This window comes from Streptomyces sp. P9-A2 (assembly GCF_036634175.1).
Lineage (GTDB): Bacteria > Actinomycetota > Actinomycetes > Streptomycetales > Streptomycetaceae > Streptomyces > Streptomyces pratens.
Map to the genome: position 1 here is coordinate 5,240,569 of NZ_JAZIFX010000001.1, position 21,139 is coordinate 5,261,707.

At 69.1% G+C, this 21,139-nt stretch carries 20 protein-coding genes and 4 pseudogenes; 12 read left to right on the forward strand and 12 right to left on the reverse strand.

Annotated features, from left to right (window positions below):
- The first annotated feature begins 77 nt into the window (after positions 1-77).
- A complete protein-coding gene (gene ppgK / locus V4Y04_RS23930) occupies positions 78-824 on the forward strand; it encodes a polyphosphate--glucose phosphotransferase (RefSeq protein WP_332430371.1) in 747 nt (248 codons plus the stop codon).
- Positions 825-868: 44 nt separating this feature from the next.
- Here ppgK and V4Y04_RS23935 read toward each other — a convergent pair whose 3' ends face one another.
- Complete coding sequence (locus tag V4Y04_RS23935) at positions 869-1,507, reverse strand: DUF6542 domain-containing protein (protein WP_332430372.1); 639 nt, start codon at positions 1,505-1,507, stop codon at positions 869-871.
- A gap of 182 nt (positions 1,508-1,689) precedes the next feature.
- Between V4Y04_RS23935 and ychF the strand changes: the two genes are divergently transcribed.
- From ychF to V4Y04_RS23950, 3 genes are all read left to right on the forward strand, one after another.
- Positions 1,690-2,778 (forward strand): redox-regulated ATPase YchF, encoded by a 1,089-nt coding sequence (gene ychF, locus V4Y04_RS23940; RefSeq protein ID WP_332430373.1) that lies wholly within the window; start codon positions 1,690-1,692, stop codon positions 2,776-2,778.
- Positions 2,779-3,174: 396 nt separating this feature from the next.
- On the forward strand, positions 3,175-4,491 hold the full coding sequence (locus tag V4Y04_RS23945; RefSeq protein ID WP_332430374.1) for a sensor histidine kinase: 1,317 nt from the start codon (positions 3,175-3,177) through the stop codon (positions 4,489-4,491).
- A gap of 103 nt (positions 4,492-4,594) precedes the next feature.
- Positions 4,595-5,446: an MMPL family transporter gene (locus tag V4Y04_RS23950; RefSeq protein WP_332430375.1), complete on the forward strand. Its 852-nt coding sequence runs from the start codon at positions 4,595-4,597 to the stop codon at positions 5,444-5,446.
- A gap of 122 nt (positions 5,447-5,568) precedes the next feature.
- Here V4Y04_RS23950 and V4Y04_RS23955 read toward each other — a convergent pair whose 3' ends face one another.
- Positions 5,569-6,213: a response regulator transcription factor gene (locus V4Y04_RS23955; RefSeq protein ID WP_332430376.1), complete on the reverse strand. Its 645-nt coding sequence runs from the start codon at positions 6,211-6,213 to the stop codon at positions 5,569-5,571.
- A gap of 177 nt (positions 6,214-6,390) precedes the next feature.
- Here V4Y04_RS23955 and V4Y04_RS23960 point away from each other — a divergent pair.
- Positions 6,391-6,857, forward strand: a pseudogene (locus V4Y04_RS23960) (pyridoxal-phosphate dependent enzyme); the annotation flags it as partial.
- A 189-nt stretch (positions 6,858-7,046) separates the two neighbouring features.
- Here the strand turns inward: V4Y04_RS23960 and V4Y04_RS23965 are convergent.
- From V4Y04_RS23965 to V4Y04_RS23980, 4 genes are all read right to left on the reverse strand, one after another.
- Positions 7,047-7,439: a DNA-binding protein gene (locus V4Y04_RS23965; RefSeq protein WP_332430377.1), complete on the reverse strand. Its 393-nt coding sequence runs from the start codon at positions 7,437-7,439 to the stop codon at positions 7,047-7,049.
- Positions 7,439-7,690, reverse strand: a complete 252-nt coding sequence (locus V4Y04_RS23970; protein WP_332430378.1) for a hypothetical protein — start codon at positions 7,688-7,690, stop codon at positions 7,439-7,441. Before V4Y04_RS23970 ends, V4Y04_RS23965 begins: the two co-directional genes overlap by 1 nt.
- Positions 7,691-8,131: 441 nt before the next feature.
- Positions 8,132-9,121: a hypothetical protein gene (locus V4Y04_RS23975; RefSeq protein ID WP_332430379.1), complete on the reverse strand. Its 990-nt coding sequence runs from the start codon at positions 9,119-9,121 to the stop codon at positions 8,132-8,134.
- Positions 9,118-9,675, reverse strand: coding sequence for a DUF6932 family protein (locus tag V4Y04_RS23980; RefSeq protein WP_443080072.1), 558 nt, complete (start codon positions 9,673-9,675; stop codon positions 9,118-9,120). Before V4Y04_RS23980 ends, V4Y04_RS23975 begins: the two co-directional genes overlap by 4 nt.
- Before the next feature lie 164 nt (positions 9,676-9,839).
- Between V4Y04_RS23980 and V4Y04_RS23985 the strand changes: the two are divergent.
- From V4Y04_RS23985 to V4Y04_RS23995, 3 genes and pseudogenes are all read left to right on the forward strand, one after another.
- Positions 9,840-10,025: pseudogene (locus V4Y04_RS23985) on the forward strand (hypothetical protein); the annotation flags it as partial.
- Positions 10,026-10,078: 53 nt separating this feature from the next.
- On the forward strand, positions 10,079-10,294 hold the full coding sequence (locus V4Y04_RS23990; RefSeq protein WP_332432984.1) for a CbrC family protein: 216 nt from the start codon (positions 10,079-10,081) through the stop codon (positions 10,292-10,294).
- Positions 10,233-10,367 (forward strand): annotated as a pseudogene (locus V4Y04_RS23995) (CbrC family protein); the annotation flags it as partial. The gene V4Y04_RS23990 and the pseudogene V4Y04_RS23995, both read left to right, overlap by 62 nt.
- 244 nt (positions 10,368-10,611) lie before the next feature.
- Here the strand turns inward: V4Y04_RS23995 and V4Y04_RS24000 are convergent.
- Genes V4Y04_RS24000 through V4Y04_RS24010 form a run of 3 tightly spaced genes read right to left on the reverse strand, consistent with a single transcriptional unit; the run spans position 10,612 to position 12,377 of the window.
- A complete protein-coding gene (locus V4Y04_RS24000) occupies positions 10,612-11,259 on the reverse strand; it encodes a DUF6000 family protein (protein ID WP_332430381.1) in 648 nt (215 codons plus the stop codon).
- Positions 11,260-11,262: 3 nt separating this feature from the next.
- Positions 11,263-11,994 carry a HEAT repeat domain-containing protein gene (locus V4Y04_RS24005; RefSeq protein WP_332430382.1) on the reverse strand — a complete coding sequence of 244 codons (732 nt, stop codon included), beginning with the start codon at positions 11,992-11,994 and terminating at the stop codon, positions 11,263-11,265.
- The gene (locus tag V4Y04_RS24010) at positions 11,991-12,377 is read right to left on the reverse strand and encodes a CPCC family cysteine-rich protein (RefSeq protein WP_332430383.1); all 387 of its coding nucleotides are present in this window, start codon (positions 12,375-12,377) and stop codon (positions 11,991-11,993) included. The genes V4Y04_RS24005 and V4Y04_RS24010 overlap by 4 nt, the downstream gene beginning before the upstream one ends.
- Positions 12,378-12,905: 528 nt before the next feature.
- Here V4Y04_RS24010 and V4Y04_RS24015 point away from each other — a divergent pair.
- Positions 12,906-13,190, forward strand: a complete 285-nt coding sequence (locus V4Y04_RS24015) for a hypothetical protein (protein WP_332430384.1) — start codon at positions 12,906-12,908, stop codon at positions 13,188-13,190.
- On the forward strand, positions 13,172-13,585 hold the full coding sequence (locus V4Y04_RS24020; RefSeq protein WP_332430385.1) for a DNA-binding protein: 414 nt from the start codon (positions 13,172-13,174) through the stop codon (positions 13,583-13,585). Before V4Y04_RS24015 ends, V4Y04_RS24020 begins: the two co-directional genes overlap by 19 nt.
- A gap of 454 nt (positions 13,586-14,039) precedes the next feature.
- On the opposite strand, the gene V4Y04_RS24025 is transcribed toward V4Y04_RS24020, so the two are convergent.
- Positions 14,040-17,771, reverse strand: a complete 3,732-nt coding sequence (locus tag V4Y04_RS24025) for an nSTAND1 domain-containing NTPase (protein ID WP_332430386.1) — start codon at positions 17,769-17,771, stop codon at positions 14,040-14,042.
- 333 nt (positions 17,772-18,104) lie between these two features.
- Between V4Y04_RS24025 and V4Y04_RS24030 the strand changes: the two genes are divergently transcribed.
- Positions 18,105-19,376 carry an acyltransferase family protein gene (locus V4Y04_RS24030; RefSeq protein ID WP_332430387.1) on the forward strand — a complete coding sequence of 424 codons (1,272 nt, stop codon included), beginning with the start codon at positions 18,105-18,107 and terminating at the stop codon, positions 19,374-19,376.
- Positions 19,377-19,501: 125 nt separating this feature from the next.
- Positions 19,502-20,068, forward strand: a complete 567-nt coding sequence (locus V4Y04_RS24035; RefSeq protein ID WP_332430388.1) for a DUF4240 domain-containing protein — start codon at positions 19,502-19,504, stop codon at positions 20,066-20,068.
- Positions 20,069-20,224: 156 nt separating this feature from the next.
- On the opposite strand, the pseudogene V4Y04_RS24040 reads toward V4Y04_RS24035, so the two are convergent.
- Positions 20,225-20,857: pseudogene (locus tag V4Y04_RS24040) on the reverse strand (DUF6000 family protein).
- 4 nt (positions 20,858-20,861) lie between these two features.
- Entirely contained in the window at positions 20,862-21,026 is a 165-nt protein-coding gene (locus V4Y04_RS37815) for a hypothetical protein (protein WP_443080073.1), read from the reverse strand.
- Positions 21,027-21,139: the final 113 nt, after the last annotated feature.

Genomic DNA, 21,139 nt, shown 5'->3' on the forward strand with positions numbered 1-21,139 from the left:
CCCAATCCTCACCCCATGTCCGATTGGTGACGGCGTCCGGTTCGGTGACCGTTCACGGCCCGGCTTAACGTGGTTCCATGCAGATCTTCGGTGTGGACATCGGCGGGTCCGGGATCAAGGGTGCCCCGGTCGACCTGGACAAGGGGGACCTGGCGCGGGAACGCTGCAAGGTCCTCACCCCTCAACCGTCCACGCCGGACGCGGTGGCCGACGGGGTCAAGGAGGTCGTGGACCACTTCGGCTGGACCGGCCCGGTCGGGGTCACTTTCCCGGGCGTGGTCACCGACGGCACCACGATCCGTTCGGCGGCCAACGTCGACAAGAGCTGGGTCGACACCGACGCGCGGGTCCTGCTCGGCGACCGCCTCGGCGGTCTGCCCGTCACCGTCGTCAACGACGCGGACGCGGCGGGCGTCGCCGAGATGCACTTCGGTGCCGCGAAGGGCCGCCGGGGCACGGTCATCCTGCTGACGTTCGGTACGGGCATCGGCAGCGCCGTGTTCGTGGACGGCGTCCTGGTTCCCAACACGGAACTCGGCCACCTGGAGCTGCACGGCCACGAGGCGGAGAAGCGGGCCTCCAGCAAGGCCCGGGAGGACCACGAGCTGACGTGGGAGCACTGGGCGCACCGGGTGCAGAAGTACCTGGCCCACGTGGAGATGCTGTTCTCGCCGGAGCTGTTCGTGATCGGTGGCGGCGTCAGCCGCAAGTCCGAGAAGTTCCTGCCCCACATCGAGGGCATCAAGGCCGAGATCGTCCCGGCGCAGTTGCAGAACAACGCGGGCATCGTGGGAGCGGCGATGCGGGCGGCCACAGGCGTGTAGGCGCCGGGGCCCCGGCCGCCCGGACGCCGGCCCGGGCCCTGCCGTCAGGCCTGGACCCGGCTCCGGGCGGCAGCGGTCCGCCGGTTGATCGTACGGATCATGCGCATCCGCCGGCCGAGCACGATCGCACAGGCGACCAGGGTCCCCCCGTACAGCCAGCCGGCCTGGGTGGCGAGTCCCGTCACCATGCCCATGAGCCGGCCGCCGATCCCGCCGTCGCCCTCGTCGGCGACCGGGGCCAGGCCCAGGGCGAAGGAGATCGGGACGACCACGGGCGCGGTGAGCAGGTCCCCCTCACGCACCCACAGCGCGGTGAGCACGCACACCGGCAGGAAGAGCACGCCGTACACGGTCTGGGACATTCCGAACAGCAGTGCGACGAGGAACCCGAGCGTCAGCATCACGAGCCCGCAGAAGAGGCCTCCGCCGAGCCCGGTGAGCCGGGGGTTCGGCGGCCGCCGGGCCGCGGGGGAGGGGGTGGGCCGGGGGGTCGGCGCGGGCCCTCGGAGGGCCGGAGCGGGTCTGCGCTGCGCCGGGGGGGCGGGCCGGGCGGCGCGCGCGACACCGCCCCCGGGGGCCCGTCCCGCCTGCGGAGGCAGCGGCGGCCGGGGTGGCTGGGGCGGCCGGGGAGGCCGCTCACGTGGCGGTCCGTGCTGAGCAGGTCGCGTGCTGTGTTGCTCCACTGGACCAACTTAGGTCTGTTTATGTGCCGAATGGGCTGACGGACACGCCGGGGAGCGAAGGCTGTCCACGTGTTCGATTTACCGACGGGGTGCGGAGCGGGCACGCCGTAGACTGGTGGATCGGCCCACGTGCCCAGTCGGCCGGTCCTCGCCCCCCATCCTCACGTACGGGAAGTCGCAACGTGTCGCTCACGATCGGAATCGTCGGTCTGCCGAATGTCGGCAAGTCGACCCTGTTCAACGCCCTGACCAAGAACGACGTGCTGGCGGCCAACTACCCGTTCGCCACCATCGAGCCGAACGTCGGCGTGGTCGGTGTCCCCGACGCCCGGCTGACGAAGCTCGCGGAGATCTTCGGATCCCAGCGGATCCTCCCGGCCACGGTCGACTTCGTCGACATCGCGGGCATCGTCCGCGGCGCCAGTGAGGGCGAGGGCCTCGGCAACAAGTTCCTGGCGAACATCCGCGAGTCCGACGCGATCTGCCAGGTCATCCGCGCCTTCCAGGACGAGAACGTCGTCCATGTCGAGGGCAGGGTCTCGCCGAAGGACGACATCGAGACGATCAACACCGAGCTGATCCTCGCCGACCTGCAGACCGTCGAGAAGGTCCTGCCGCGCCTGCAGAAGGAGTCGCGGATCAAGAAGGACGTCGCGCCCAAGGCCAAGGCGGTCGAGGAGGCCAAGGAGATCCTGGAGAAGGGCGACACGCTCTTCACGCACGGCATCGTCCAGGGCAGCGAGCGCGCCGAGCTCCTGCACGACCTGCACCTGCTCACCACCAAGCCCTTCCTCTACGTCTTCAACGTGGACGAGGGCGAGCTGACCGACGAGGACTTCAAGAACGAGCAGCGCGCCCTGGTCGCCCCCGCCGAGGCGATCTTCCTCAACGCCAAGCTGGAGGCGGACCTCGCCGAGCTGGACGAGGAGGACGCCATGGAGCTCCTGGAGTCGGTCGGCGCCGAGGAGCCCGGCCTCGCCACCCTCGCCCGCGTCGGCTTCAACACCCTCGGTCTGCAGACGTACCTGACCGCAGGCCCGAAGGAGTCCCGCGCCTGGACCATCAAGCGCGGCGCCACCGCCCCCGAGGCCGCCGGAGTCATCCACACCGACTTCCAGAAGGGCTTCATCAAGGCCGAGGTCATCTCCTTCGCCGACCTCGTCGAAACCGGCTCGGTCGCCGAGGCCCGCGCCAAGGGCAAGGCCCGCATGGAGGGCAAGGACTACGTCATGCGCGACGGCGACGTGGTGGAGTTCCGCTTCAACGTGTAGCGGGCGTCTTGACGTCACGTCGCTGACCTGGCAAACATGCAGGTCGGAGGGGTCCGACTCTTCGGGATCGGGCCCCTGGTCTTCCCGCACCGGGTTGGCGCTGACCCCTGAGTCATAGCTCCACAGGGGAGAGCGGATGCGGCCAGGCGGACCTGCATACGGCAGTGCCGCCGGGAGCGAAGTCGCGCGAGGCCGCCGCACAGACGCCCCGCCACCTCCGCCGTGTCGCCCGTGGCGTGGGACCCGCGCCGCCCGTGGGCTCGTAGAAAAGACGCACCCTCGGCGCCGGGTGCGGCAGGAAGAGGGGTACTGGTACCCCTGCGGTCCACCCCCTCCGGCAGGCATGCTGCTGATGCGCTCACAGGAGCGCGTAGGCGAAGCGAGGTGGGGAACGTCATGGGGCGGCAGGACGTGACGGCGGTCGGGCGCGGCGTATCGGCGGGGCCGGTGGGCCTGGCACGTGGTGTGGCCCTGACCGGACTGGCGATCGGTGAGGCACTGCTCGCGGTGTGGGCGTGCCTGGTGCTCTGCCTGGCCTCAGTGGGCCTGGGCCTTCCGCTGCTGCCGGGTGCGCTGCGGGCGGTGCGGGCGCAGGCCCGGCGGCAGCGGAGGCTGGCGTGGGCGTGGTCGGGGGTGCGGGTGGACGACCCGTACCGACCGGTGAGCGGCGAGACGGCCCGTGCGGGCGGGTGGCGTGAGACGCGGTGGCGGCTCACCGATCCGACCACCTGGCGGGACCTGATGTGGCTGCTCGTCAACCCCTGCATCGGTCCGGTGATGGCCTTCCTGCCGCTGGTGGCTGTGGTGCACGGCCTGTTCGGAGTGGTCCTGGCCTTCGCGTGGCGGCCCATCACCAGCGCCTGGGACGGCGTCTGGTTCGACTTCATCCCGGTCACCGGGCAGACCACGGCCACCCTGGCCGCGGCGCTCGGCGTGGTCCAGGCCTGCTGCGGCCTGCTGCTCTTCCCCAGGTGGCTGATGCCGCTGCACGGACGGTGGGTGCGCTTCGTCCTGGGCAAGAGCCGCGGCACGCTGAACGAGCGGGTCGAGCAGTTGCAGACGTCGCGATCGGACGCCGTGGACCTCCAGGCGGCCGAACTGCGCCGCATCGAGCGCGACCTGCACGACGGCACGCAGGCCCGGCTGGTCGCCCTGGGCATGACGCTGACCGCCGCGGAATCCCTCCTGGAGCACAACCCGGAGGCGGCACGAGCCCTGCTCGCGGAGGCGAAGGGCAACTCGACCCGGGCACTGAACGAACTGCGGGACCTGGTGCACGGCGTGCACCCGCCGCTGCTGGCCGACCGCGGCCTGGTCGACGCCGTGCGCACCTTCGCCTTTGAGCTGCCCTTCCCCGTCCAGGTCACCGGTGAGATCCCGGGCCGGCTCCCGGCCCCCGTGGAGTCCGCCGCGTACTTCGCCATTGCCGAGCTGCTCGGCAACGTGGTCAAGCACGCCGAGGCGGACCAGGTCTCCGTGGACTTCCGCTACGACCACCACGTCCTGCGGGCGGCCGTCCACGACAACGGAGTCGGCGGCGCCACTGCGAGGGACGGTGGTGGCATCCGCGGCATCGAGCGCCGGCTCGCGGCGTTCGACGGCACGCTCGCGCTGACCAGCCTTCCGGGGGGCGGCACCACCGCCGCCCTGGAGATCGGCTGCGACCTGCTGGACGGCACCGACGAGACCGGAGTCGCCTCGCGGTCCCGGTGACCGGGCCGCGCAGGGCGCGGCACCACCGACGCGTTCGCCCCATGGGCGCAGTACGGCCTTGAGGCCGGAGAGAACACACGATCAGGAGAGGGCTGACCTCGGCATGTCCTTAGAGCATCATATTTCCGCTCGGATCGGCTACTGGAGCGCGGCACATCCGTGGCGGGCCGTCCTGGTGTGGCTCGTACTGACCCTCGCCGCCTTCTCCACCGGCTTCCTCGGCGAGACCCGTACGGCCACCCAGGCGGACATGACCGTGGGTGAGTCGGCCCGGGCCGCACGGCTGATCGAGGACAACGGGCTGAAGAAGCCCGCGACGGAGAACTTCCTGGTCTCCCCGCGCGCCGGCCAGGACGCCACCGGCGCGGCGGACGAACTGAAGCGGCGGCTGGCCGCACTGCCCGAAGTGGCCTCGGTGGCCGGGCCCCTGGAGTCCGACGACGGCAGGACCCTGCTGGTACGGGCGGCGATGAAGGGTGACGCGGACTCCGCCCCGGACCGGGTGACCGCACTCACCGACGTCACCGCCGAGGTCCAGGAACGCCACCCCGGGCTGAGGGTCGAAGAGACCGGCGACGCCTCCATCCAGCACGAATTCAGGGACTGGCTCGCCAAGGACATGTCCAAGGCGACCGCGATCAGCGTGCCGATCACCCTGGTGGTGTTGATGGTCGTGTTCGGGGCCCTGGTGCACCGGGCGGCGGCGGAGGCGGACGCCACGGGCAGGGGCCGGGTGGCCTCCGCCGCCAAGGCCCGCGCCTGCGCCCTGGCGGAGGACGCCACCCTGGCCGCCTGTGATCTGCTCGGCCCGGCGGCCCGGGCGAACCATCCGGAACTGGACAAGCTGGTCAGGGACGCGCGGGGTGCCGAATTCATGGAGGGCACGCGGAACATCCAGCACCTGAATCTCTTCCAGGGGCTACTGACGAACGAACTGGAGGGCGGCTTCCGGTGATTTCCCGGCGTGCGTTCCGTGAACGACCGGTGCCCGGTACATGGTGCCCTGCGAGCGGTGCCCGGCCGACCGAATGCCGGGCGCACGTCCGGAGAAACCCGCCGGTCCCGCGGAACGAAGCGTCAGGCCCTTTCCAGATAGGCGAGCACCGCCATGACACGCCGGTTCTCGTCTTTCGACGGCGGTAGTTCGAGTTTGGTGAGAATGTTGTTGATGTGCTTCGCCACCACCTTCTCGGTGATGACCAGGACCGCCGCGGTGGACGCGTTGGAGCGGCCCTCGGCCACGTACGAGAGCACCTCCCGCTCCCGTTCGGTGAGGCGGGCCAGCCGTTCGTTGCGGGCATTGTGGGTGATCATGCCCGAGACCACCTTGGGGTCCATCACCGTGCCGCCGCCAGCCACCTGCCGCAGGGCGGAGGTGAACTGGCCGCCGTCGAACACGCGGTCCTTGAGGAGATAGCCGACGCCGCCGCGCCGGTCGGCCAGCAGCTCCCGGGCATACACCTGGTCCACGTACTGGGAGAGGACGAGCGCCGGTTGGTACCGGCGGGCACGGGCGTGCAGCACGGCACGCAGCCCCTCGTCGGTGTGGGTGGGCGGCATCCGGATGTCGACCAGGGCGACATCGGGCCGGTGCTCGTCGAGGGCCCGGACCAGTTCGGGACCCGTGCTGACCGCCGCCACGATGTCGAACCCGTTCACCTCGAGCAACTGGGTCAGCCCAGCGCGGAGCAAATACTGGTCCTCCGCCAGCACCAGACGCATCCTCGGTACCCCCGGTCCCCTGTGGCCCGGTCGCCTCCGGCCGGCCCCCGCCGGAAACTATCAACAGCGCCGGGCACGGACAAGCCCGTTCTGTTGTCAGTGACCGGTCATCCGGATGTCAGCGCCCCTTGTCGGGATCGAGCCGCCCGGTATCCGCCGTCATCTGGCAGGTGCGTCATCAACTTCATATCCCGACCTCATGAATTCAATACCGGTGACCTCTTCGTCAATCTTGAGGAGATCATCGGCGCACGCCTGATGCTGAAATGCGAGGGATTCAATTTCGCGGGTCCGATCAAACTGAAGGCCGCACGGGCCATGGTCGACGCCGCCGAGCGGGCCGCCTGGTGGGGCCCGGTTCCACTCTGGTGGAGAGTTCGTCCGGCAGCCTCGGTGTCGCTCTGAGCCTGGTCGCCGCAAGCCGCGGATACGGGTTCATCTGCGTCACGGATTCGCGGTGCACGCTGAGCGCCCGTCAGATGATGCAGGCTCTGGGCGGGCAGGTGCACGTCGTCACCCCACCCGACCCGGTATACGGACTGCTCGGCGCCCGCATCCGCCACGTACAGGAACTGTGCGCGTCCCGCAGCGACGTCCACTGGCTCAACCAGTACGCCAACGCGGCCAACTGGCAGGCCCACTACCATTGGAGTGGGTTTCCAGCCACGTCCGTGCCTCCGGACCGCGCAGGTACGCGGCGAAGTAGTCCGCGTCGAGTGGAGAAGGGGGACGCAGCACGAAGCATCCGGTGCCACACACTCCCGGGAGCCCCGGTCCCGCAGGGCGCTGTGGTGTTGGCTGTGGGGCAGGTCGGCGTGACCGGTGCCGGTATTTCAGACCTTGACGACCTCTACGGAAGGGCCGCACAGGAGCGTCAGGTCCTCGGGGTCGGAAGTGAGGACGGTGACCGGCGGGGGCGCGTTGCGGGCGATGGCGGCGAAGGCGGCGTCGATGGCGTACTTGTGGCCGTGGAGATGATGGGTGCGAAGGAGGGCGGCGGCTTCGTCGGTGACCTCCTTGGTGATGTCGTGAACGTCGAGGCGGGAGAGGGCCCACTTGATGCGGGCCGGGTGGATCCGCTCGTAATCGGCCTCAAGGGTGGTCATGGCGCTGGTGGCTACGCGGATGCCCTCCTCTGATGCCGCCTGGACCAGAGTTACGACGGTGCGGTCCTTGCGGTAGAGCTTGGAGAGTCCTTCGCTGTCGAGCAGCAGGGTTCCGGGCATCAGGCGGCGGCACCGTCGACCTGTCGGTGGTCATGGCGCAGCAGCGCGCGGGCGGCCTCGACCTCCTCGCGGGTGAGCTCGTCGTTGTCGGTCTCGAAGTCGGCGACGATCTCCCGAAGTTTGTCCATGGCGACCCGTTGTTCGAGGGCTTCGGCGACGTAGGCGGAGAAGCCGCCGGGCCCGACATGGGCGCGTACGGCCTCGGCAAGGTCCTCGGGCAGGCTGATGGAGTACTTTCTGCTACTGCTCATGGTGCCGATCCTACCGATGGTCGTAACTCTGTGGGGGTGAATGGTCAGGGCGGCATGGGGGAGGCTGCCCGGTCCGCAGAGAGTCCGCAGGGCGCTCGTAGGCGCCCGTCGGAGGCCAACGCAACCAAACGGTGAAATGCCTGGTCAGGGGCTTGGGCGGGGCTCCGCCGCAGGTCAGGATCAGACCGCAGGCGTTCCGCTTCAACGTCTAAGGCCTGATGTCCCGGTCTGCAAACATGCAGGTCAGAGGGTAAAAGCCCAGGTCAGGGGTCAGATCTTCGGGTCTGGCCCCTTTTCCTTTCTGCCCTATCTGTCATAATTTTTCCTGCCGATTCTCGGCACTGTGGTGACTTGGTGGTGACCTGCCTGGCGGTTCGTCAGCGGCCCTGGCCAGGGACTTTCGGACCTGCCGAGTGAGGGTTCGTCGCGGAGAACACGGTGTCAGCTTGTGTGCAGGGCCAAGTTGAGTACGACATAGCTGTGGTGCTCGCGCCCGTGCGGTGAGCGGACGGTTGATACGAGGACCTCGGCGGTGATCCGACGGTTCGCGTAGGCACTCAGCAGGCTGGTGACTTCGTGATCCACGCGCGCCGTGATTACGCCCCGGTCGGCCGTCTCGATCTCCACCGTTCCCCGCAGCACGCTGCCGCCGACGAGCCTGCCTGCCAACCGTTCCGTGTGTTCCTCGGGCTGCGCGGCGCGCAGCGCGTCCCGGCACCGCTGGGCGTTTCTTGAGCCGAGGCGGGAGGCACGCACACCGTTGTACGGCGAACTCCAGGTCAGGCTGACATCGGTGCCAGAGTCAGCGAGTACCTCTGTCAGGTCGGCAAGACGGTTGAAGACCCGCCCACCCAGGGGCAGCGCTGTTTCGATCACCGCGTCGATGGCTCCTGGGCCTGCCTCCGCCCGGTCAGTGATGTCAAGGACAGCTCCCATCGCGCGGTCCAGCAATGACTCCGTCGAGGCCACCTCCGGTAGCGGTAGCTCGACCTCGTCTGCCGGCGCTTCCTCCAGGACCATGCCGTACGACGAGGGAAAGGTCGCTGCAGCATAGAGCCGTGTTGCTTTTCGGACGGCTTGCGGCAACGGGCCGTAGTCGTGTGTGGGGCGACTCTCATCGAGGGCGTGGGCAACGGTGGTGACGGCCTCCTGGAAGAGGATCAGCCACTGTCCGAGTACGGACGACTCCACGCGATGTTCCCGGACGGGCGTCCCTTCGAGAGCCAGCCGGAGTGATCGCCGAGCCGTACTGGCTTCGGCACTGCTGGTTGCCCAACCCACGGTCTTCAGCAGCTTGCGCCGCTGTGCCGCAGCGAATTCATCTGCTGACCGCACCGGATGATGACCGTCTGCTTTGACACGGTTGGCCTGCATCCAGGCCCTCAGGGCCTCCTTGTCCGAGGGATCGGGCAGGTTCTGCGGACTGTTCACAGCAGCACCTCCACATATCCTCGTCGGGCCCTCTCGGGGATACCGTTCTGCCCGCTCCGGCAGCGCTGCCAGACCTCGTCATAGACCCCGAGGCTCTCGAAGACCTTGTGGTCGCTGGGTGTCATGGCCCCAGTCACCCCCAGGGAGCGGAAGTCCTCCGTCTCGGGAAGGCACAGGACATATGCGTCCACTCGCATGGCATGGCACGTACACCAGTCCTTGGTACCCAGATTGTCAAGGTAGTCAACCGTGTCGGCGTCCGCCATCGCCCGGGCGTATGCATCTGGAGGTATGAGGTAGGTGACGTCGACGTCCTCGGGATCCACTTTGCCGCTGACGAAGCTTCCGGCGAGCCATAGCCGACCCACTGCTCCGGTTGTGAGTTCCACCATTGCGTAGTGGGTCTGCAGCTCTCCGAAGAGGTGGCCGCGCGTGGACGAGTCCGTGAAGTACGCCGCCTTCACCAGTTCCGACTCGACTTCGTCCCAGGTCAGCGGAAACCTGCCCGGGGGAGGGCACTCCGTGACGGGATCGAATGCGGGTAGTGGTGACATACGGGCCCTTTGGTCAGATGGTGAACGCAGAGTCAACCTAATGGATCTCTCGGTGATGCGTGGACCGAATGCGTGAACGCGGGGCAAGCCACCGACCCGCAGGAAGTCGGGAAGGTAGTCCTCCACGTCAACCGCATCGGTGCTCCCCGCCGTATGGCTTTTCACAACGCATGGTGAAGACGCTGGAGGAGAAGCCCCGTCTGTCTGACGCTTACGCTCGTCGCAGCGCCGTGGCCGAAGCGACCCCGGACGCGGTCGACGTGTCGGACGCCGAGTCGGCTCGACGGACCGCCAAGGAGGAACAGGCGCGCCTGGGCATGACCGACGGGAGGTCCACGGCACCCGAATGAGCGACAGGGTGCAGTCCGGCACGACCTTCCTGTGCGCAGGTAGCGTGACCGGCATGTCCGAGGAGTTGCCCGGTTTTCCCTACCGCCCCGACCCCTTGGCGACCGGGGCGGTCGTTGCGTCCAGCACGACGTGCCTCTGCTGCGGGAGGGCGCGGGGCTCATCTACACGGGCCCGGTGTACGCGGTCGAGGAACTTTCCAACCTGCTGTGCCGTGGTGCATCGCGGATGGCGGCGCGGCTGCGAAGTACGACGCGCACTTCATCGGTGACGCGGTCGGGGACGATGTCCCGCTTGAAATCGTGATGTCCGTCGATGCGCGTACGCCGGGCTTCTCCTCCTGGCAGGACCCGCGGTGGTTCTTTCACTGCGGTGACGGTACGGCGTTCATGGGGGCGGCCGAGCCGGCCACGTTCCCGGATGCCTGGGAGGAGCTGTACAGCGAGGCCGGCCCGCGTGGGGGTGGTCTGCCGAGGCAGTGGAGAGCTATCTGGGTGCTCTCGACAGGACATTCAGCCCACCGGCTACCTCTTCATGTGCCGCGCTTGCAGCCGATACATGGCGTACGCGGACTTCACGTAGCCGCAGTCAGGCGGCTGCGGCTACGGCCGGGTCCAGCCGTTGGCGAAGGCACAGCGGAGGTCCGTCCAGCGGCGCTGCTCGGCGGGGGGTGTAGTCGGGGTGGTCGCGAAGGTGGACCAGGGCGTTGACCCACTGGTCCCAGAGGCCGTAGGGCTGGGTGAAGCGGTCGGCGTGGTGGGTGTCGAGGTGAGCGTCGAGGTGGAGGAGGGCGCCGAGGGCTGCGGGTTGGTCGTAGCGGAGGTCGGTGCGGGGGAGGTAGTGGTCGAGGTAGGCGGTGAGGATCTCGGCGTCGGCGTGGGCGCCGAGGCGGGCCAGGGCGAAACAGTAGGCGCTGCCGGAGTAGCAGACCTCGCTGGCGAGGAGGAGGTCGCCGAGGCGCTCGCGGAAGCTCGCCCGCCGGCCGACACCGATCAGCCAGGCGGCGGTGAGGCGGGAGCGCCATTCGTAGGCGAGGAGGGCTTCCAGTTCGGTGTCAGTGATCGTGGCGGCGTCCTCGATCACGTGGCGGGCGAAGCGTTTGGCGTGCGGCCACCCCGGCCGCAGGACGCGCGCGCTGTTCAGTTCGAGGTAGCGCGGGTGGTCCGAGTCCTTCCTCGTCACGTAGCGCTCGATTACGTAGCCGTAGCCGATCTCCTCGGGGTGCTGGAACGGCATCGGTCACCTCTCCGGGTATAGGTCGGTACGGTCGATCCAGGTGGGGGCGACGAAGATGCTGTCGCCGGCGGGGGCTTCGGAGGCTTCCAGTAGGGACCAGGTGCGGGACTCTTCGACCAGGTGCTCCCAGGGCGCGGTCCAGTCGAGTTCCCAGTCCAGGGCGGTGCCGGAGATGCCGTACGTGCGGCTGGCGTCCACCTGCCAGAACTGGGAGTAGAGGATCACCTGGGCGTGGTCGGCCAGGTCGTTGATGATCTCGGCGAAGTGGGCCGAGGGCCAGCCAGGAGCGTCGTCCGCAGCGCTGGCTCGTAGGCGCGCGGTGAGCGGCGGGACGACTGGGGTGCGGGCGCCGAGTTCCGTCAAGGCCCAGCGGATGCCGCTGGGCTCGGTCCAGTCGGGCGGGGTTGCGCGTTGCAGGCATGCGTGGTGGGTGCGGCGCAGGGGCTCGATGGAGTCGTCGATCTCCAGGTTCGCCAGGGCCATGGCTGCCCATTCGCGTATGGTCGGGTTGTCGCTGTCCAGCAGTCTGATGAGGGCAGGGCCGCAGTGGGGATCGCCCACTTCCTCAAAGACCTCGATGGCGGTCAGCTGCCCGAAGCCGCCGAGGGAGGGGAGCTCGTCGACGATCGCGGGGATGGCGTCGGAGCCGATCCAGATCAGCTCCGCGCGGGCGTCGTAGGACTCGCAGGCTTCTCCGTCGAGCTGTTGGACGAGTCTCTTGATGTGGGCGGTCATGACACCGGCTGGCCGCGGCGCCAGAAGGTGGGCAGCCACCAGCAGAGGACGGAGGGGTCCGACGGCCACGGGGCCCAGTCCTTCGCTTCCCAGACCTCGAAGGAGTCCCGCGTGAGGTCGATCGGGCGCCAGGCCGGATCGAGCGGTTCGTCCGCTGCCGGGGGTCGGACGAACCGTCGGCCGTGCTGGTCGCAGGCACCGAAGTCCTGGTAATTGTGCTGGGCCTCGATGAGGGAGACCTTGTTCGCCCCGCCATCCATGGTGGGCCACCGGAACTGGATGGCGTCGTCCTCCCAGGAGCAGACGGGGCAGATAGCGTACGAGCCGGGCATCTCGTCCAGGACGAGATGCCCGCAGCAAGGACAGGGGTAGTGGCGGCTCACCTGCGTAGTCTCATTGACCTGCTGTCCCCGGTGCCATGTATTTCCAGGCCAGTGGCGGTCAGCCGGTCCGCAGAGAGTCCGCAAGACGTTCGTAGACGGCGGTCGGAACCCAACGCAGTCAACGGTGAAAGTCCTGTTCAGAGGCTTGGGCGGGGCTCCGCCGCAGGTCAGGGTGGGGGCTCAGGCGTTCCGCTTCAACGTGTAGCGGGTGCTGTACCGCCACGTCGCTGATCCAACAAACATGCAGGTCAGGAGGGGTCCGGCCTTTCGGGGTTGGGCCCCTGGTTGCTTGCCGTGTTGGGATGGTGTTGGGAAACCTGCCTGGTCTTCGCCTGTCATCATCCCTGGTCGTCCCTACCGTGCTGAGATTGTGCTGGGATGGTGGCTGGCTCCTGTGCTGAGTCGCGGACTGTGCGGTGTGCGACGAGAGGGGGTGGGGTGGGCGACCCTTCCCCGGCCCCTCCCGGGTGGCTCCCGTGTGGGTGGCGGGCCGTAGCGCTTTTCCTACTCGTTTGACACACTTGGGTCATGGCTGAGGCGACGTACAGCATCGGAGAAGGGCCGGCGACGCGGGTGAGCCTGTCGCTTCCGGAGGGGACCGCGGAGGCGATCCGTGCGCGGGTGGGCAAGCGGGAGTTCTCTGCGTTCATCGCCGCGGCGGTCGAGCGTGAGCTGCGCGGCCAGGTGCTGGACGAGTACCTGGCGGACTACGAGAACCGCAAGGGGCCGGTCTCCGAGCAGGCTCGTCAGCGGGCACGGCAGGTCTTCGACGAGGTGTTCGCCGAGGAGGCCGAATGGCCCGCCGCAAGCTGAGTCACGAGGGGACGCTGGTCCTCGACAGCGAGGGGCTCTCGAAGCTTCTCGCCGACGACGAGCAGGTGGTGGCTCTGGTTGCTGAGGCACGCTCGCGAGGTATGGAGGTCGTGATCAGTGCGCTCACCATTATCGAGGGCGTCCATGTCCGTACGAACAAGTCCCGCCTGAACTGGGTGCTCTCCGGGCTGCGCGTGGTCCCGGTGGGCGACGAGGAGGCCAGGGCGGCCTCGAAGCTGCTGATGGATGCCGGTTCGCACGGGCACAAGTATGCGATCGATGCGGCGGTCGCCGAGGCCGCGTTGCGGCAGCACCGCCCCGTGGTCATGTTGACCTCCGATATCGACGACATGGTCAAGCTCTGCGGCGATCGCGTCCGGCTCGTGGCGGTGTGATTTCCCTTTGTCCGGCTCACCAGCGCAGTCTCATCGACGAGTTGGTCCCGGTGTCATGCGTTTCCCGAGCGGGGGAGGACCCGCCAGTCCGCAAACAGTCCGCAGGATGCTCGTAGACGCCCGTCGGCGGCCAACGCAAAAAAACGGCGAAAGTACTGGTCAGAGCCCTGGACTGGGCTCCGCCGCAGGTCAGGGGCCAGATCTCGCGGTCTGGCCGCTCATTGTTCCCTCCTGCTGATGCCGGCCTCTTCCGGGCTCCTGTCCGGCCGCAGGGCGGCGGTTCTCGAAGTGGTCGTTCTCGAACCATAGGGAGGGGTTGATATTGGCGTCGCCCTTTGTCCGGTATGTCGACCAGGTCCAGCCGCTCTGGCACTCGACACCGAATGCGAGGAGTTCCGCAACGTTGTCCGGGCGTGACTCACCGACCGGCATGGCGTGCTGATGCGGTGATGTTCTACCGTGCGGCTGGTCGGCAGCCGGTTTCAGTGGACCGGTCGTGCAGGTAGCGGGACTGTTCCAGGGGGGTGAGAGTGGTGTCGACGGCCTCGCAGACGGTGCGGATCGCGCGGGCCGGGTCGGGCAGGTCGACGTTCCACAGTTCGACGGAGCTGCCCGCGCCGATGGCCAGGGTCCGTCCGTCCGGGCTGAAGGCCACTGCTGCGAGCGAGCGGGTCGGCAGGGTGGTTCTGACCTGGCTGGTGGCGAGGTCCCACAGCTGGACTCCTCTGGCACTGTTTGCGGCCAGGGTACGTCCATCGGGGCTGAAAGCCGGCGACGCCACCTTGTCGCCGACCCGGAAGCTGTCCTGGAGCCGGCCGGTGCGCGCATCCCAGGTCTTCACGAGTCCGCTGCCGCTGCTTGCGGTGGCCAGGGTGCGTCCGTCCGGGCTGAACGCGAGGGACAACAGGCCCCGGGCGCTCGGCTCGATGGTGCGCTGTGCGCGGCCGGTTGCGGCGTCGAACAGCGTGACCCGTTCGCCGTCGGCCTCAATGGTCACGACGGCAAGTGTGCGGCCGTCCGGGGCGAACGCCACCGTTCTGACGAGTCGGTCGTGGCCGGTGCGGACGGTGTGCAGCGCGCCGGTGGAAAGGTGCCAGATCCGCACCGATCCCTCCCCGCCGACGAGGACGAGCCGTGTCCCGTCGGGGCTGAAGACCGCCGTTTCGGTGGCGCCCCGGGCACGGCTCCGGCGGAGGCGGCCGGTGGCGACGTCCCGGACCTCGAGCACCCCGTTCTCGGTGGCCCGGGCAGCCAGGGCGCGCCCGGTCGGGCCGAACCCCACAGCCCCGAGGCGGGAAACCGTGAAGGGCCGCTGCTTTTCCCGGAGTGCCGGGTCGGTGTCGAGCGCCAGTGTGGCTTCGCGCTCGCCGGTCCCGACATCCCAAAGCTGTACCGACCCATGGCCGGGCGGCCCTTGGCGCACCGCGGCCACCGTGCGTCCGTCCGGACTGAAGGCCGTGTCGGCGAGGTACGTGCCGGCACGGCCGGGCAGAGTGGTCTGCGGGTGGTCAGCGGACAGGTGGTGGACGCGGACGGTGGGGTCCGAGTTGCTGCTGGTGACCAGGGTGCGGCCGTCCGCACTGAGAGCCACTCTCATGATTCCCCGCCCGTGGTGACCGGCGGTCACGGTGGCCCGCGTTGTGCCGGAGGCGGTGTCCCACAGTCGCACCCTGTCCCCAGGGATCGGGATGGCGAGGGTCCGCCCGTCCGGGGCGAAGGCCACCTCGTCCAACGCGCCGGCACTCTCCCTGAGGGTGCGCCGGACGATGCCGGTGGACACCTCTCGCAGGTGCACCACACCGTCGGTGCGGACAGTCGCGTAGGCCCGGCCGTCCGGGCTGAAAACCACCGCACGGCTCACCGCGCGGCTGTCGTGGGCGGTCCGGGTGCGGCCGGTGGCAGCGTCCCACACCCGCACCAGTCCGTTGAGGCCCACCGCGGCGACGGTACGTCCGTCAGGGCCGAAGGCGACCGCCTGCGGGTCGGGGTGACCGGTGAAGCCGTGCCGCGTGCGGCCGGTGGCCACGTCCCACACCCGTACAGCCGCCGGGGAGGAGGCGGCCACGGCACGGCCGTCAGGACTGAAGGCCATCCCGCGTACCGAACCGTCGGGGACGGTGAAGGTGCTGAGTTTCCTGCCGGTGACCGGATCCCACAGGCCTATCATCGCGTCGTCGCCACCGACGCCGGCGACAGCAAGGGTGCGTCCGTCGGGGCTGAACGCAGCTACTTCGCTGTGGTCGTGGCCGGTGAACGCGTGTCGGAGCCGGCCTCCGGGCAGATCCCAGATCCGCACGGTGCCGTCTTTGCTGTGGGTGGCGACGGTGTGTCCGTCCGGGCTGAGGGCGAGGGACTGCACGGGTTCGGTGCCGTCGGTCAGGCGCTTGCGCAGCGGGAGCGCCGCGGCGGCGTACAGGGCGGCGGCGGCTTCGCGGGTCGGGTTGGTGCGGTAGGCGTGGATGGCGAGCAGTGAGGCGAGGTCGGGTTCGGAGTCCAGCAGCGCACCGGACTGGGCGGCCAGTTGCCGGGAGTGGGCCAGCTGCTGGGCGGTGACCGCGCTCTGCCGCTGCCCCACGGCGAGACCGGCGGCGACGAGGGCGAGGCACAGGGTGGCGGTGACCGCGGTGAGCACCAGCCGGGACCGGCGACGGCCCTTCCGCTCGTGGTCGCGGCCGGCGACGAGGAAGGCGTGCTCCACGCCGGTCAGGTCCTCGCGTGGTGTGCGGCCGAAGTGCTCCTGGGCGGCGGCGAGTCGGCTTCCCCGGAGCAGAGCGCCCTTCTCGCGCCCCAGTTCCTGCCAGGCGTGGGCCGCTTCGGTCAGGTTCCGGTGCGCACGCAGGCGTTCGCGATCCTCCTCGATCCACTCGCGCAGCCGGGGCCAGGCCGTGATCAGGGCCTCATGGGCCATCTCGACCGTGTCACCGTCCAGGGTGAGCAGCCGCGCCCCGGCGAGTGCCTCCACCGCCTGGGCGGTCGCCTGGAGGGTGTCGTCCCGGCAGGTGCCGGGCAGTTCCGCACGTTTGACGGGACGGCGGGTGTCGGGGGTGCCGTCACCGGGGGCGACCAGGCGCAGCAGCACCCGGCGGGCGGCAGTCGCCTGCTCTTCGGTGAACCGGCCGTAGACCTCCTCGGCGGTTTTGGCGATCGCGCCGTCCAGGCATCCGGCCGCCTCGTAGCCCGCCATGGTCAGTGTCTTGCCGCGGCGGCGGCGCCAGGTCTCCCGCAACGCGTGGGACAGCAGCGGCAGCCCGCCCGGCGCGTCGGCGACCTCCTTGACCAGCCGGGTGGTGAGGGCGCGTTCCACGGTCAGTCCGGCGGCCGTGGCCGGCTTGACGACGGCGTCGCGCAGTTCCGCCCGGCTCATCGCTCCGGCCAGGAGATTGGCATCGCGCAGTGCGTAGGCCAGGTCGCGGTGCTCGGCGCAGCGACCGTAGAAGTCGCCGCGCACCGCCAGCAGCACCCGCAAGCGGCTCTCGGGCTGCCGGGCCGTCAGCAGCAGATCGATGAAGCGAGCGCGATCGGCCGCATCGTGGCAGAGGGTGAAGACCTCCTCGAACTGGTCGACGATCACGAACGTGTCCGCTCCGGCGCTGCCGGCGCGGGGAATCGCGGGTGTGAGGAGGGGGGCGTGGCTGCGGGCGGGGTGTTCGCCCGGGGTCAGGATCCGGATCGCGGCCGGGCGCAGGCCCGGCTCCCGGGTGTGTCGCAGGACGGGTAACAGGCCGGCCCGCAGCAGGGAGGACTTGCCACTGCCGGACGGGCCGAAGACCGCGGCGAACCGCCGGCGGCGCAGCAGGTCGACCAGGTCGGCGGTGAGCTGTTCCCGGCCGAAGAACAGGCCGCTGTCCCCGGTCTCGAACCGTGCCAGACCCCGGTACGGGGCGAGTGGTCCGTCGTCGCCCCGGGAGCCGTCACCGGCGGACTCCTCCACCGCCTCCTTCCACCGGGCCTCCCACTCCGCCAGGTCTCCCCCGCACGCCCCCGCATAGGCCAGGGCCACCGGCAGCGTCGGCAACTGCTCGCCCGCCGCCGCCTGCGACAGCGTGGTCACCGAGTATCCCGCCCGCCGGGCCAGCGACCGGTAGGTGATTCCGTCCGCCTCCGCCCGCAGCTTGCGTAACTCGAACGCGAACCGCTGCACCGGACCCGCCGCCGGATCCACCGGCACCTCACGACGCCCCGCCACACCTTCACCCCCTCCAGCCGCCCCTGCGTCGGAGCGGGCAACCAATCCATGCACCTCTATGACACGAGAGGCTCGGGCACCCCGTCTCATTGTCCGGTCGCCGGAAAGGTACTGCCGAACAATGCTCCGGCCGCTGAACTCGGTGATGTGAGCGGCGAGGGGGACCGCTCCGCAGGGAACGCCCTGCTGGTCGTCGGCGACCAGCAGGGCGGCCTGCAAGCGCGCCGGCAGGGTCGAAGGCTTGGCGCTCTCCCCCGCCCATTGCGGACCCCGCCGGCACCCGCCTCACGACAAGCCCACCCGACACCTCACCGAAGAGGACTCTGTCTGCGCATGGAATCCCCACCTCTCGTCCCCACTTCACCGGCGCATCCGCCTTCAGTCGCGTCGCGATTACTGACAGCCATCGCGGCGACCGGTCCGTCGCGGTTGGGCTGGCTGGACGCGTTGCGCGGCGTCGCCGCACTCGTCGTGGTGTTCGACCACTCGTCGTACACCTTCATGGCGGAATTCCGGCGGGAGTTGATGCCGCAGTTCAACACCAGCCGCTACGGCATCATGGTGTTCTTCCTGGTGAGCGGCTACATCATTCCCGCGTCGCTGGAGCGCCGGGGCTGTGTCCGGACGTTCTGGATCGGACGGGTCTTCCGTGTGTACCCGCTGTGGGCGGCTGTCGTCACGGTGCTCCTTGCCCTCAACCTCTCGGGCATGGCGGAGATGCGTGACTTCGGTCAACAGAACGCTGTCACCGTGGCGGTCGCCCACGCCACCATGCTCCAGGAGTTACTGGGGACACCCAATCTCCTGCTCATCCTGTGGACGCTCTCCTACGAGATGTCCTTCTACCTGCTGGTCGTCGCTCTTTTCACGGTCCGCCTTCACCAGCAGTCTGCGGCGGTCGCCGTCATCCTGGCCGTGCTCGCCGCTGTGAGCGTGACGGCAGGGGTGGTGCTGCCGGCCTCCGCCCTGTCCGGCCTGGCGGGCACCGGCCCGCTGATCGTGTTTGCCTCGATCGCCATGGGGATCGCCATCTGCTGTGCGAGCGCCAGGTCACCCGTGCTCCGGGGGTTCGGGGGCGTGCTGGGCGGGGCGCTGGCGCTCGTCCTGGTCCCGCTCAACGGCACGGTCCCGCTGTGGGAGGGCCTGGTGATCCTCGCCGTGATGTTCCTCGGCACCGCCGTCTACCGTGCCGAGAACGGTCGGAGCACCTGGCACTGTGCGGCCGGCACTGCCGTCATGGTGGTCGCCTGTGCCGTGGGGAGTGCGTACTGGTACGGCGACGGTGACCACTTCACACGGCGCGGCTGGATCGTCGCGTTCCTGCTGGCTGTGCTCACCTTCGGCGCCGGACTGGCATCGCGCCGCCGGCGCATACCGCGGATGCTGACCGGGTTGGGAACGATCAGCTACTCGGTCTATCTGGTGCATCCGGTACTGCTGGCGGTGATCGACAGCACGATCGGCCGACGGCGACAGGACAGTCCCGTGCTCGAAATGGCTTTCTTCACCGTGCTGTTGCCCCTGTGCCTGCTGACCTACCGTTACATCGAAGCGCCGAGCCAGGCTTGGGGCCGCAGGTTGGCACGCCGCGTGCAGCCACCGTGACGAGCGCCCGTGCCGCACCGCCTTTGCGGTGCCACTGCTGACGCGTGTGTACCCGACAGAAACAGCCAGGTGTCGGCAGGGTGGCCAGGATCGATTGTCACCGGGGCGTGGCACAGTGCGCGGTCATGGACATCGACACGTTCTGGAACGTCATCGAAGTCGCGCAAGCTGGGGCGGCCGAGACGGGCGAGCCGTTTGACGAGGTTCTCGTCGAGCAGCTCGCGGACAGACCGCGGCAGGAGATTCTGGAGTATGCGGAACGCTTCGACGAGCTGCACGACGCGCTGTATCGCTGGGATGTGTGGGCGGCTGCCTATCTCATCGGGGGTGGGTGCTCCGATGACAGTTTCATGGACTTCCGCGCTGGGGTGATCGCTTCAGGCTGTCAGTGGTACCAGCGCGTGGCCACCGACCCCGACAGCCTCGCGGCGCACCCTGGTGTGGTTCATGCTGCGAACGTCCGGGACCGTCCCGAGGTGCTGTTCTACGAGGACGTGAACTATGCGGCCGGCGGGGCGTTCGAACGGATCACGGGTGATGCGGATGCCTTCTGCGAAGCCTGGCACAGTTTCCGTGGAGCTGATGCAGAGAGCGGCAATACGGTTGATATGGGTGAGGACTTCGACTTCGACGACGAAAAGGAGATGAGCCGTCGGCTTCCCCGTCTGGCCGCCCTGTTCCTTGGCCCATGACTCCTGAAGGGCAGGTGGGTCGGTGAGACCGAACGTGTGCCCTGGGCATGACGCGAGGTGCGTTCTGGCGAACCTGTGAAGAGGGAGACAGCCGAGGCGGACGACAGGCACCGGCAAAGCAACGGTCTTCGGCGCGTCCCGCAGCGCTTCTCGGTATCAAAGACGTGTCCACCCGTCGGCGAAGTCGCACTGGAGGTCGGCCCAGTGGTGCTGTGCGTCGGGGGTGTGACCGGGCTGGTCGCTGAGGTGGACCAGGGCCTGGACCCACTGGTCCCAGAGGCCGTCGGGCCGGGTGAAGCGGTCGGCGTGGTGGGTGCCGAGGAGGGCGTCGAGGCGGAGGAGGGCGCCGAGGGCGGCGGGCTGGTCGTAGTGGAGGCCGGTGCGGGGCAGGTAGCGGTCGAGGTACGCGGTAAGGATCTCGGCGTCCGCGTGCGTGCCGAGGCGGGCGAGGGCGAAGCAGTAGCCACGGCCGGATTAGCAGACCTCGCTGGCCAGGAGCAGATCGCCGAGACGCTCGCGGAACGCTTCGCGCCGGTCGACGCCGATCAGCCAGGCCGCGGTGAGGCGCGCACGCCACTCGAAGCCGAGGAGGGCTTCCAGTTCGGCGTCGGTGATCGTGGCCGCGTCCTCGAGCAGACGGCGAGTAAAGCGTGCGGAGTGCGGCCATCCGGGACGCAGGAAGCGGTATCCGTTCAGTTCGAGGTAGCGCGGGTGGCCCGAGTCCTTCCTCGTCACGTAGCGCTTGATCACATGGCCGGAGCCGGTCTCCTCAGGGTGCTGGAACGGCATGGGGTCACCACCTTTCCGGGTGCGCGTCGTCCTGCCGGAAGCAGACGGGGCAGATCGCGAATGACCCGGGCAGCTCGTCCAGTCCGAACCGGCGGGAGAGCTCGCGCGCGATCATGGTCGCGGCGGATTCCTCGTCGCCTGTGCGGTAGTTGACGAAGACCTCGGGCATGAAGGTTCCCTTCGTGGGAGGAAGACGGAAGGAATGGGTACGAGCGCGGAGGCTGCGGACCGGGGCTCCGAGGCCCCGGGCCGCCCGGACCGTGAGGTCCTGACCGCGTAACG